This window comes from Stenotrophomonas sp. YJH_SMC_43, assembly GCF_059372535.1.
Genome location: NZ_JCAFVQ010000001.1, coordinates 1,320,738 through 1,333,136, shown reverse-complemented (window position 1 = coordinate 1,333,136; position 12,399 = coordinate 1,320,738). Strand labels below are relative to the sequence as shown.

Below are 12,399 nucleotides of genomic sequence, written 5' to 3'. Positions count from 1 at the left end.
GGAGGCGCGCTTGCGAACCACTGGTTCGCGCGTCTCCGCAGCGCCCCCGCGCTGGCGCGGGGGCCGGGCTTCCGCCCGTTGGTACCGGGGGAAGGCTCAGCGACCTGCCAGCTGGCGCAGCACGTACTGCAGCAGGCCGCCCTGGCGGAAGTACTCGACTTCCTTCGGGGTCAGCAGCATCACCGACACCTCGAAGGTCTTCTTCGTGCCGTCGGCCTTGGTGGCGGTGACCGTGGCGCGCTTGCTGGCGCCGTCCTGCAGGCCGGTGATGTCGATCACTTCCGAGCCGTCCAGGCCCAGCGACTGCGCGTTTTCGCCGTTGCGGAACTGCAGCGGCAGCACGCCCATGCCGACCAGGTTGGAGCGGTGAATGCGCTCGAAGCTTTCGGCGATGACCGCCTTCACCCCCAGCAGCAGGGTGCCCTTGGCCGCCCAGTCGCGCGACGAGCCGGTGCCGTATTCCTTGCCGGCCAGCACCACCAGCGGCACCTTGTCAGCCTTGTACTTCATGGCCGCATCGTAGATCGCCAGCTTCTCCGGCTGACCGCCGCCGGCGGGGTAGTACAGGGTGTTGCCGCCTTCTTCGCCACCGAACATCAGGTTCTTGATGCGGATGTTGGCGAAGGTGCCGCGGACCATCACGTCATCGTTGCCGCGGCGGCTGCCGTAGCTGTTGAAGTCGGCCGGCTGCACGCCGCGTTCCTGCAGGAAGCGGCCTGCAGGCGAGTCCTTCTTGATGTTGCCGGCCGGGGAGATGTGGTCGGTGGTGATCGAATCGCCGAACAGGCCCATCACGCGTGCACCATGCACGTCGTCGATGCTGCCGGTCTGCATGGTCATGCCATCGAAGTAGGGCGGGTTCTTGATGTAGGTGGAGGCGTCGCTCCACGCGTACAGGTTGCCGTCCGGCGAGGCGATGGTGTTCCAGCGGGTGTCACCCTTGAACACGTCGGCGTAGTTCTGCTTGAACATCTCCGGCCCGATGGTGGCAGCGATGACGTCGCCGATTTCCTTGTTGCTCGGCCAGATGTCGCGCAGGAACACCGGCTGGCCGTCGCTGCCGGTGCCGAGCGGCTGGGTGGTCAGGTCGATGTCGGTGGTGCCGGCGATGGCATAGGCCACCACCAGCGGCGGGCTGGCCAGGTAGTTCATCTTCACTTCGGGGTGCACGCGGCCCTCGAAGTTGCGGTTGCCCGACAGCACCGAGGTCACCACCAGATCACCGGCGGCGATGCCGGCGCTGACTTCGGTCGGCAGCGGGCCGGAGTTGCCGATGCAGGTGGTGCAGCCGTAGCCGACCACGTAGAAGCCGATCTTCTCCAGCTCCTTCAGTACGCCAGCCTTTTCCAGGTAGTCGGTGACCACGCGCGAGCCTGGGCCGAGCGAGGTCTTGACCCACGGCTGGCGGTTCAGGCCCTTGGCGGCCGCGTTGCGGGCCAGCAGGCCGGCACCGATCATCACCGCCGGGTTGGAGGTATTGGTGCAGGAGGTGATGGCGGCGATGACCACTGCACCATCCTTCAGCCGGACCTTGCGGCCTTCGATCTCGATGTCGGCGAAGCCCTTGGCCAGTTGCTCGTTGCCGACTGCGGCGCCGCCGCCTTCGTTGACGAACGAGGACACGTCGTCGCTGCGCTTGTCGCGGTTGGCGGTCATGCCGACCAGCGCTTCGCGGTAGTTCTTCTGCACGTCTTCCAGCAGCACGCGGTCCTGCGGGCGCTTGGGGCCGGCCAGCGACGGCTTCACCGTGCCCATGTCCAGTTCCAGCGTGGTGCTGTACTGCGCGTGCGGGCTGCCCGGTTCGTGCCACAGGCCCTGTGCCTTGGCGTAGGCTTCGACCAGGTCGATCTGCTCTTCGCTGCGGCCGGACAGGCGCAGGTAGTTCAGCGACTCGGCGTCGATCGGGAAGATGCCGCAGGTGGCGCCGTATTCCGGGGCCATGTTGCCGATGGTGGCACGGTCGGCCAGTGGCAGGTGCTGCAGGCCGTCACCGTAGAACTCGACGAACTTGCCGACCACGCCGAGCTTGCGCAGCATCTGGGTAACGGTCAGCACCAGGTCGGTGGCGGTGGCGCCCTCGGGCAGCTTGCCGGTCAGCTTGAAGCCGACCACCTGCGGAATCAGCATCGACGACGGCTGGCCCAGCATGGCGGCTTCGGCCTCGATGCCGCCCACGCCCCAGCCCAGTACGCCGATACCGTTGATCATCGTGGTATGGCTGTCGGTGCCGAACACGGTATCGGGGTAGGCAACGGCCTTGCCATCCTTGTCCGCAGTCATCACCACGCGGGCCAGGTTTTCCAGGTTCACCTGGTGGACGATGCCGGTGTTGGGCGGCACCACCTTGAAGTTATCGAAGGCCTTCTGGCCCCAGCGCAGGAAGCCGTAGCGTTCCTGGTTGCGCTGGAATTCGATCTTGCCATTGAGGTCCAGCGCGTCGGGCTTGCCGAACACATCGACCTGCACCGAGTGGTCGATGACCAGTTCGGAGGGAATCTGCGGGTTGATCTGCTCAGGTGAGCCGCCGAGCTTGACCACCGCATCGCGCATCGCGGCCAGGTCGACCACGCAGGGCACGCCGGTGAAGTCCTGCAGGACCACGCGCGCCGGCATGAAGGCGATCTCGGTGTCCGGCTCGGCCGCCGGGTTCCAGCGGGCCACTGCTTCGATGTGGTCCTTGCCGACGGTGATGCCGCCGTCCTCGTGCCGGAGCAGGTTCTCCAGCAGGATCTTCATCGAGTAGGGCAGGTGGGAGATGTCGAAGCGCTGGCCCAGCGTGGGCAGGCTGAAGTAGTCGTAGGTCTTGCCGCCGACGTTCAGCTGGCTGCGGGTGGAGAACGAATCGCTCATGCGGGGTAACTCCTTCTTGCGGATGGCTTGCAGTGGCCCGCGCATGGGCGGACCTGCTTGCGGTCGCCGCGGGCCTGGTGGCCCCGGAGGTTCCAGTATGAACCCGAAACTGAATGGATTCACCCGGGCCGGGTCCGGCCTGCGGCATCGGTTCCAGACTACAGGGGAAGGTGTATGGCGTATGTCACGTTTGTGGCCGATCCTTTGCGAGGCAAGGGCTGGCGGGTCGCCGGTCCTGTTCAGGGTGGAAGTATGCCCGGGGAAGTATGTATAATTTGTGCATACTCTGGAGGGCCTACCGATGGAAGCCACTGTTGCAGAACGCGGACAGATCACCCTGCCCAAGGCGGTGCGTGATGCCCTCGGCCTGACCAAGGGCACGCTGCTGAAGGTCGAGCTGGACGGCAGCCGCATCATCCTGCGCAAGAGTGTTGACGATGCTATTTCACGGGCGCGCGGCAAGTTCGCGCTGGACGGCTTCGAGTCGTCCGATGCGGCGGTACGCGCGGTGCGCGACGAGGAATAAGCCGTGATGATCGCCGTCGATTCACCGGTACTGGTCGAGCTGCTCAGCAATGGTCCGCAGGCCGATGCCGTGGAAGCCATCCTCCGGCAGAGCCTGGTCGGCGGCCGCGTGGTGGTCTGCGGCGCGACCCTGGCCGAGGTCTGCGCATCGCTGCGCGGCGGCGCCGAGGTGCTCGAAGCGCTGGAAGAAATGGGCGTGCACTTCAACCCGATGGAAGCGAAGTCGGCGTTGCGCGCCGGCGAGATGCACCGTCGCCACCGCCAGCGCAGTGGCAGCCGCCGCAGCCTGGACGAATTCATGGTCGGCGCCCACGCACTGCTGCAGTGCGATGGCCTGATCACCTGGAACGACACGTTTTACCGCGACTACTTCAAGGGCCTGAAGCTGATCGTGCCGCACGCCTGAGCCCACTTTGTTATTTCAACCTACGCATTACCCGGGAGTTGTCATGTTGGAAGCCTACCGCCACCACGTCGCCGAGCGCGCTGCGCTTGGCATCCCGCCGCTGCCGCTGAGCGCGCAGCAGACGGCCGATGTCATCGAACTGCTGAAGAACCCGCCGCAGGGCGAGGCCGAGTTCCTGCTCGACCTGCTGACCCACCGCGTGCCGGCCGGCGTCGATGACGCCGCCAAGGTCAAGGCCTCGTACCTGGCCGCGATCGCGCTGGGCAGCGAGCAGAACCCGCTGATCAGCCGCGAGCGCGCCACCGAACTGCTGGGCACCATGCTCGGCGGTTACAACGTCGCTCCGCTGGTGCAGCTGCTGGACGACGCCAGCGTCGGCACCATCGCCGCCAACGGCCTGAAGAAGACCCTGCTGGTGTTCGACGCCTTCCACGACGTGCAGGAAAAGGCCAAGGCCGGCAACGCCAACGCCCAGGCCGTGCTGCAGAGCTGGGCCGATGCCGAGTGGTTCACTGGCAACCCGGAAGTGCCGCAGAGCCTGACCGTCACCGTGTTCAAGGTGCCGGGCGAGACCAACACCGACGACCTGTCGCCGGCGCCGGACGCGACCACCCGCCCGGACATCCCGATGCACGCCCTGGCGATGCTGAAGAACAAGCGCGACGACGCGCCGTTCACCCCGGAAGAAGACGGCAAGCGCGGCCCGATCCAGCAGATCCTCGACCTGAAGGACAAGGGCCACCTGGTTGCCTACGTCGGCGACGTGGTCGGCACCGGCTCCTCGCGCAAGTCGGCCACCAACAGCGTGCTGTGGTGGACCGGCGATGACATTCCGTACATCCCGAACAAGCGCGCCGGTGGCGTGTGCCTGGGCGGCAAGATCGCGCCGATCTTCTACAACACCATGGAAGATGCCGGTGCGCTGCCGATCGAGCTGGACGTGTCGAAGATGGAGCACGGCGACGTCATCGAGCTGCGCCCGTACGAAGGCAAGGCGCTGAAGAACGGCGAGGTGATCGCCGAATTCCAGGTCAAGTCCGACGTGCTGTTCGACGAAGTGCGTGCCGGTGGCCGCATCCCGCTGATCATCGGCCGTGGCCTGACCGGCAAGGCGCGCGAGGCGCTGGGCCTGGCCCCGACCGACCTGTTCCGCCTGCCGGTGCAGCCGGCCGATACCGGCAAGGGCTTCTCGCTGGCGCAGAAGATGGTCGGCCGCGCCTGTGGCCTGCCGGAAGGCCAGGGCATGCGCCCGGGCACGTACTGCGAACCGAAGATGACCTCGGTCGGCTCGCAGGACACCACCGGCCCGATGACCCGCGACGAGCTGAAGGACCTGGCGTGCCTGGGCTTCTCGGCCGACCTGGTGATGCAGTCGTTCTGCCACACCGCCGCCTACCCGAAGCCGGTGGACGTGAAGACCCACCACACCCTGCCGGAGTTCATTTCCACCCGTGGCGGCGTTTCGCTGCGTCCGGGCGACGGCGTGATCCACAGCTGGCTCAACCGCATGCTGCTGCCGGATACCGTCGGCACCGGTGGTGACTCGCACACCCGTTTCCCGGTGGGCATTTCGTTCCCGGCCGGTTCGGGCCTGGTCGCCTTCGCCGCGGCCACCGGCGTGATGCCGCTGGACATGCCGGAGTCGGTGCTGGTGCGCTTCAAGGGCAAGATGCAGCCGGGCGTGACCCTGCGTGACCTGGTCAACGCGATCCCGCTGTACGCGATCAAGTCCGGCCTGCTGACCGTCGCCAAGGCTGGCAAGAAGAACATCTTCTCCGGCCGTATCCTGGAAATCGAAGGCCTGCCGGAGCTGAAGGTCGAGCAGGCGTTCGAACTGTCCGATGCCTCGGCCGAGCGTTCGGCCGCCGGTTGCTCGGTGCGCCTGAACAAGGAACCGATCATCGAGTACCTGACCAGCAACATCACGCTGCTGAAGTGGATGATTGCCGAGGGTTACCAGGATCCGCGTTCGTTGCAGCGCCGTATCGAGAAGATGGAAGCGTGGCTGGCCAACCCGCAGCTGCTGGAGCCGGATGCGGACGCCGAATACGCTGCCGTCATCGAGATCGACCTGGCCGACATCCACGAGCCGATCGTGGCCTGCCCGAACGATCCGGACGACGTGAAGACCCTGTCCGAAGTCGCTGGCGCCAAGATCGACGAAGTGTTCATCGGTTCGTGCATGACCAACATCGGTCACTTCCGTGCCGCTGCGAAGCTGCTGGAAGGCAAGCGTGACCTGCCGACCCGCCTGTGGGTGGCCCCGCCGACCAAGATGGATGCCTCGGAGCTGACCAAGGAAGGCGTGTACGGCACCTTCGGTGCCACCGGCGCACGCATGGAAATGCCGGGCTGCTCGCTGTGCATGGGCAACCAGGCGCAGATCCGCGAAGGCTCCACCGCGATGTCGACCTCGACCCGCAACTTCCCGAACCGCCTGGGCCGCAACACCAACGTGTATCTGGGTTCGGCGGAACTGGCCGCGATCTGCTCGCGCCTGGGCCGCATCCCGACCAAGGAAGAGTACATGGCCGATGTGGGCGTGATCGCCGCCAGCGGCGCGGAAATCTACCGCTACATGAACTTCGACCAGATCGAGGAATACCAGGACGTGGCCAAGACGGTCGCTGCTTGATGAGGTAACGAAAAACCTCCGGCTCGCGCCGGGGGTTTTTTTGTGCGCCGACGATGCACGGTAGTGCCGGCCGCTGGCCGGCCTCCCGTTGAAACGAAGAACCCCCGGTGAAAGCCGGGGGTTTTTGTCTGCTGCATCCGCTATTGCACGGTCCAGTCTGCGTTGCCCTGCAACCGACGGCCGCCGATCAGCACGTTGCCGCGCTTACCGGAGACATCCATCTCGAACCAGGGCAGTCCATCACGGTCAAGTGGACGCACGTAGGCCTGGCGCTTTGCACGGTTGAATTCGATGTAGTAGCGGCGATGCACGTTGGGGTACGGCGGGATCGACGCGCCTTTCCAGCTGACGCTTACCGCGCCGGGGTCTTCGCGACCCACCAGCATCAGCATGAAGAACACATCACCCTGCTTGGCCTCGAAGTAGAACAGATCGCCACTGGCGCTGGCGGGTGCCAGTGGCAATGAAAGCAGTACGGCCGCCAGGGCGGCCTTCCATATGCCTTTGATCATGTGCAGCATTCCTTGTGCAATACCGCTATCAAAGCACACATGCGGGTAACGCGTTGAAACGAAGAACCCCGATGAAAACCGGCGCCTTTTTCTGTTGCCTGATGGCCTGTAGCGCCGAGTCCATGCTTGGCTGCTGTTCGTGCGATGCGCGCTGAGTCGAGCGTGGCTCGACTCTACACCGGCATCCACGCATGGCGTGGATCTACTGCTCGCGGAGTCCTTGGGCCGCGGCGCGCAATCAGCCGCGGGCGAGGGCGAGCAGACGTTCGGCAATCCGCTCCAGCGGCACCTGTTCCTCGGCGGCGCCAAGCTTGAACGCTGCACCGGGCATGCCCCAGACCACACTGGTGGCCTCGTCCTGCACCAGTGTCGGCGCGCCGGCCTGGCGCATCTCCAGCAGGCCGCGTGCGCCGTCATCGCCCATCCCGGTGAGTATGGCACCGATGGCGTTGCTGCCGGCGTTCTGCGCGACCGAACGGAACAGCACGTCCACCGCGGGCTTGTGCCGGTTCACTGCCGGGCCGTCATCGACGCGGCAGCGCCAGCGCGCACCATCGCGGATGATGCGCAGGTGCTTGCCGCCGGGTGGGAGGTAGGCGTGGCCGGGCAGCACCGCTTCGCCGTCGCTGGCCTCGCGCACGGCCATCGCCGAGTGTCGGTCCAGGCGTTCGGCAAAGGCGCTGCTGAAGCTGGCCGGCAGGTGCTGGGTCATCACCACGGCGGGCGCGTCGGCGGGCATGCCTTCCAGCACCACGCGCAGCGCTTCGGTGCCACCGGCTGACGAGCCGATCGCGATCAGGCGATCGGTGGTACGGAACTGCGGTGAGGCGGGGCGCATCGAGGGGGCTGCGTCCAGCATGAGTTTCGGGACTGCAGCGCGCACCAGCGGGCGCACCCGCGAGCGCGCCGCCATCTTGACCTTGGCGATGATCTCGTCGGCGTAGCCCTGCAGGCCGCGGGCCACGTCCAGCTTGGGCTTGGAAACGAAATCCACGGCGCCCAGCGCCAGTGCCTGCAGCGTGGTGTCGGCGCCTCGCTCGGTCAGCGAGGAGATCATCACCACCGGCAGCGGATGCAGGCGCATCAGGTTTTCCAGGAACGCCAGCCCGTCCATGCGCGGCATTTCCACGTCCAGGGTGATCACGTCCGGGGCTAGGCGCTTGATCTTCTCGCGCGCCAGCAGCGGGTCGGCGGCGGTGCCGACCACGTCGATGGCCGGATCGCTGGACAGGATTTCCGTGAGCATCTGCCGCACGACGGCGGAGTCGTCGACGATCAGGACCCGGCAGGGGGCGTTGCCGGTCAAGGTCATTCGAACAGCTCCACGCCGCCGGTGACAGGGGCCTTGGACAGGCGTGCACGCACCGCCGATTCGGTCGCGGCCACCTCGGCTTCATGGGCGTGCGGCAGGCGCTGCACCACCACGCGGCCGGTATCGGCGAAGAACCAGATCTTGCGCGGATGGATGCCGCACAGGTCCTCGGCGATGATCGGAATATGCTCGGCCTGCAGGTACTGGCGCACGAACTCGGCGTTGCGCGTGCCGACCGGATTGCTGGTGAAGCCCTTGAGCACGTTGGCGCCGCCGAACACCTTGGCTTCGATGCGCTTGCGGTGGGCGCCGCGCTTGAGCATGTCGTTGATCAGCAGTTCCATCGCATAGCTGCCGTAACGCGCGGGCGCGCCGTCACCGGCATTGCCCTCGGGCAGCAGGAAGTGGTTCATGCCGCCGATCTTCAGTACCGGGTCGCGCAGGCACGCGGCCACGCAGGAACCCAGCGTGGTGGTCAGCGCGGTGGTGTCGTCCACCACCAGGTACTGGGTCGGCAGCAGCTTGGCCGCGATGGTCTGGAAGCGCGCATCCTGGTAGCGCATCACATCGTCGGTACGCAGCGAGGCGTTCATGCGCCGGCCTTTGCCGCACGGCGATACAGCGTACGGCCGCAGGGCTGGATCAGGTCGGCGGCGTGCAGGTAGTTCTCCGAGTGTCCGGTGTAAAGCAGGCCGTCATCGGCCAGGTGCTGCACCAGGCGGCCGAGGATGGCACGCTGGGTCGGCTTGTCGAAATAGATCATCACATTGCGGCAGAACAGCGCGTCGAATGGTCCGCCGACGTCGTAGCGCGGGGCGAGCAGATTCAATGGGCGGAACTCGATCAGCTCGCGTAGTGCCGGCAGCACGCGGCACTGGCCCTCATTGGGGCCGCTGCCACGCTGGAAATAGCGCCGGCGCAGATCCGGGTCGAGATTGGTGACCCGGTCGATGTTGTAGACGCCACGGCCGGCGGTGGCCAGTACCTGGGTATCAACATCGGTCGCGACGATGCGCACCGGCGGCTTCAGCGTACCGAAGGCCTCACAGGCGGTGATCGCCATCGAATAGGGTTCTTCACCGGTGGACGCCGCGCATGACCACAGCAGCAGCGGCGTGCGGCTGGAGCGCTGCTGCAGTTCCTCGCGCAGCTTGTCGAAGTGGTGCGGCTCGCGGAAGAACGAGGTCAGGTTGGTGGTCAGGGCGTTGGTAAACGCCTGCCACTCGTCGCCGTCTTCCTGCTCCAGATGGTCCAGATACTGCTGGAAGCTGCGCATGCCCAGCGTGCGCAAGCGGCGCGACAGGCGGCCATAGACCATGTCGCGCTTTGCCGGTGCAAGGGCGATGCCCACGCGCTGGTAGATCAGGTCGCAGACGCGGCGGAAATCACGGTCGGCGAACTCGAATTCGCGCGGGCCGGTGACGATGGGAGTAGGACTTTGCACGGGGGACGTGTCCATCGGCAGAGGCGGCGGCCGAAGCCGCCGCGGGTGGGTCTCAGAATTCCTGCCAGTCGCTGTCGCTGGCGACGAAGGTGCTGGCGTTGCTGCCGGTGCGGCGGACCGGTGCCGGCGTTGGAACCGGCTGCGGGCGCGCCACGGCGGTGGCAACACGCACCGGTTCGACACGCGCGGCCACCGCCTTCATTGCGGCGGAGACCTGGTTGTCCAGGCGGAAGATCGCCACGGCGTCGGCCAGCTGGCCAGCCTGTTCTTCCATCGCGCGCGCGGCAGCGGTAGCTTCCTCCACCAGCGCGGCGTTCTGCTGGGTGGTCTCGTCCATCTGCACCACGGTCTGGTTGACCTGCTCAATGCCGGCCGACTGTTCCTGCGAAGCAGCGGAAATCTCGGCCATGATGTCGGTCACGCGCTGCACCGAGGCGACGATCTCGCCCATGGTGCTGCCGGCCTGGTGGACCAGGCTGGAGCCTTCGGCAACCTTGCCGACCGAATCATCGATCAGGCCCTTGATCTCCTTGGCGGCGGCGGCCGAGCGCTGGGCGAGGGTGCGCACCTCGCTGGCGACCACGGCGAAGCCGCGGCCCTGTTCACCGGCACGAGCGGCTTCCACTGCAGCGTTCAGCGCCAGGATGTTGGTCTGGAACGCAATGCCGTCGATGACGCTGATGATCTCGGCGATCTTCTTCGACGAGGCTTCGATGGCCGACATGGTGTTGACCACCTGGCCAACCACGCTGCCGCCTTGAGAGGCAACACCCTGCGCGCCGATCGCGAGCTGGTTGGCTTGGCGGGCATGCTCGGCGTTCTGGCGTACGGTGGAGGTCAGCTCCTCCATCGACGCGGCGGTTTCTTCCAGGTTCGCAGCCTGCTGCTCGGTACGGCGCGACAGATCGCTGTTTCCCGAAGCAATCTCACCGGCGGCCAGGGTGATGCTGGAGGCACTGGCCTGGATCTGGCCGACGATCTGGGTCAGCTGCGCGACGGTTGTGTTGGCGTCGTCACGCATGCGGGCGAACACGCCCTGGTAGTCACCCTGCATGCGCGCGGTCAGATCACCTTCGGCGATGGCCGACAGCAGCTGCGAGAGCTTGCCGAGGTTGTCATCGCTGACCGCCATCATCGCGTTGAGGTTTTCCAGCATCAGGCGGAAATCGTGATCGAAGCGCTGCGCATCGCCACGGCGGCTGAAGTCGCCGGCAGCGGCGGCACTGGCCAGCTGCTTGATTTCGGCGTTGATGCGGCCGAGATTGGCCTTGACGGTGTCGACGGTGGTGGTCATCGCCGCCTTTTCGCCGGGGTAGCGGGCGATGTCGCGGCTCAGGTCGCCGACCGCGTACTGCTGTACCACGTCCAGCACGTCATGCAGGGTCTGCACGTGGCCGCCTACCAGGGCGTTGGTTTCCTGCACCATCAGCCCGTACTCGCCGGGGAAGGCACTGGCGTCGATGCGATAGCTCAGTTCGCCGGCATCGTGGCGGCGGGCCATTTCGCGCTGGCCGCCGATCACTGCGTGCAGCTGCTGCTGCATGCCGGACATGGCGTCCAGCAGGCGACCGGGTTCGTCATGCGCCTGCGGACCGATGTGGCTGTCCAGCTTGCCGCGGGCGATACCCTCGGCGACGGCCGTTGCCTGCTTCAGCGGCACGGCGATGCGGTTGCCGATGAGCCAGCTCAGGGCCAGCACGATCAGTACCAGCACGCCACCGGAGACGGCCATGATGGCGGTGAACACCAGCGCCTGCTTCTGCACGTCGTCCATGTAGACGCCGCTGCTGACCACCCAGTTCCAGGGCGCGAACAGGCCGGCGTAGGCCACCTTCTCGACCTCGCCCTTGCTGCCGGGCTTGGCCCAGCGGTAGTTGACGAAGCCGCCACCGGCCTTGGCTGCTTCAACCTGGTCGTAGTAGATGCGCACGCCGTCGTCGGTGCGGAAGTCCTTCATGTCCTTGCCGACCAGATCCTTGCGGAACGGGTGCATCAGCAGGCGGTAGCCGGTGTCGTAGATGTTGAAGTAGTAGGCATCGCTCTCGGCGCGCATCACTTCCAGCGCCTGCAATGCCGCGCTCTTGGCAGCGTCCTCGCTGAGCTCGCCGGTACCGGCCAGCCGGTGATAATGCTGGAGGATGCCGTAGCTGAGTTCGACCTGGGTCTTCAGCGCGGTCTTGCGGGTCTCGGTGAGGTCCAGGTACTGCATGCGGGCGGCGATCACCGAGAGCGCGATCACGCCGAGCGCGATGAGCAGCGTCAGCAGGTTGAGCTTGCGCCGGACGGAGAGGTTGCTGAAGTAGTGTTGCCAGCGATGCAGGAGATTCATCGAGCAGGACCAGGTCGAAGCGGGCGGGCGGCGCCGAGCCGGTCAGCGGCGGGACAAGCCGTGACAACCCCGTTATCGGCCGATGGGGCGGGGGATTGAGGCGCAGTGTCCGAACGTATTCAGGTTTCCTTGCAGCGGCGGCTGCGGCGCTGCCTGCGGCAGGCTTTTGAAGCAACAGCAACAGCAACAGCAACAGCGGCTGGTCGGCGCTGGATTGTCAGTAAGTGGCTGGGCCGGGGTGAGCAGGCAGGACACGCCGTGAACCCATCCATGGGGGCTCGATGGCGCCATCCATGGCGCCAACGGTCCTGCCTGCCCACCCCGGCCCAGCCCTCCCGGCATTTCGGTGTCGGACGGCAAGAGCGTTGGGTTTCCAGGTGGAAAGA

9 protein-coding genes are annotated in these 12,399 nt (G+C 66.2%); 3 read left to right on the top strand and 6 right to left on the bottom strand.

What is annotated here, in order from left to right; all coding sequences use genetic code 11:
- Positions 1–96 precede the first annotated feature (96 nt).
- The gene (gene acnA, locus AC5QAH_RS06230; protein WP_495232189.1) at positions 97–2,850 is read right to left on the bottom strand and encodes an aconitate hydratase AcnA; all 2,754 of its coding nucleotides are present in this window, start codon (positions 2,848–2,850) and stop codon (positions 97–99) included.
- Between the two features lie 301 nt (positions 2,851–3,151).
- Here acnA and AC5QAH_RS06225 point away from each other — a divergent pair, with 301 nt between their 5' ends.
- From AC5QAH_RS06225 to acnB, 3 genes are read left to right on the top strand one after another with little or no spacing between them, the layout of a single operon-like run.
- Positions 3,152–3,376: an AbrB/MazE/SpoVT family DNA-binding domain-containing protein gene (locus tag AC5QAH_RS06225; protein ID WP_005409505.1), complete on the top strand. Its 225-nt coding sequence runs from the start codon at positions 3,152–3,154 to the stop codon at positions 3,374–3,376.
- Between the two features lie 6 nt (positions 3,377–3,382).
- On the top strand, positions 3,383–3,781 hold the full coding sequence (locus AC5QAH_RS06220) for a type II toxin-antitoxin system VapC family toxin (RefSeq protein WP_010482492.1): 399 nt from the start codon (positions 3,383–3,385) through the stop codon (positions 3,779–3,781).
- Positions 3,782–3,824: 43 nt separating this feature from the next.
- The gene (gene acnB / locus AC5QAH_RS06215; protein ID WP_049482208.1) at positions 3,825–6,416 is read left to right on the top strand and encodes a bifunctional aconitate hydratase 2/2-methylisocitrate dehydratase; all 2,592 of its coding nucleotides are present in this window, start codon (positions 3,825–3,827) and stop codon (positions 6,414–6,416) included.
- A 140-nt stretch (positions 6,417–6,556) separates the two neighbouring features.
- Here the strand turns inward: acnB and AC5QAH_RS06210 are convergent, their stop codons facing one another.
- The 5 genes from AC5QAH_RS06210 to AC5QAH_RS06190 all read right to left on the bottom strand — a co-directional run bounded on the left by AC5QAH_RS06210 (position 6,557) and on the right by AC5QAH_RS06190 (position 12,013).
- A complete protein-coding gene (locus AC5QAH_RS06210; RefSeq protein WP_043398942.1) occupies positions 6,557–6,928 on the bottom strand; it encodes a hypothetical protein in 372 nt (123 codons plus the stop codon).
- 238 nt (positions 6,929–7,166) lie between these two features.
- Positions 7,167–8,240, bottom strand: a complete 1,074-nt coding sequence (locus tag AC5QAH_RS06205; RefSeq protein ID WP_019338554.1) for a protein-glutamate methylesterase/protein-glutamine glutaminase — start codon at positions 8,238–8,240, stop codon at positions 7,167–7,169.
- Positions 8,237–8,833 carry a chemoreceptor glutamine deamidase CheD gene (cheD, locus tag AC5QAH_RS06200; RefSeq protein WP_014037083.1) on the bottom strand — a complete coding sequence of 199 codons (597 nt, stop codon included), beginning with the start codon at positions 8,831–8,833 and terminating at the stop codon, positions 8,237–8,239. The genes AC5QAH_RS06205 and cheD overlap by 4 nt, the downstream gene beginning before the upstream one ends.
- A complete protein-coding gene (locus tag AC5QAH_RS06195; RefSeq protein ID WP_019338555.1) occupies positions 8,830–9,699 on the bottom strand; it encodes a CheR family methyltransferase in 870 nt (289 codons plus the stop codon). Before AC5QAH_RS06195 ends, cheD begins: the two co-directional genes overlap by 4 nt.
- A gap of 37 nt (positions 9,700–9,736) precedes the next feature.
- The gene (locus tag AC5QAH_RS06190; protein WP_126559903.1) at positions 9,737–12,013 is read right to left on the bottom strand and encodes a methyl-accepting chemotaxis protein; all 2,277 of its coding nucleotides are present in this window, start codon (positions 12,011–12,013) and stop codon (positions 9,737–9,739) included.
- Positions 12,014–12,399: the final 386 nt, after the last annotated feature.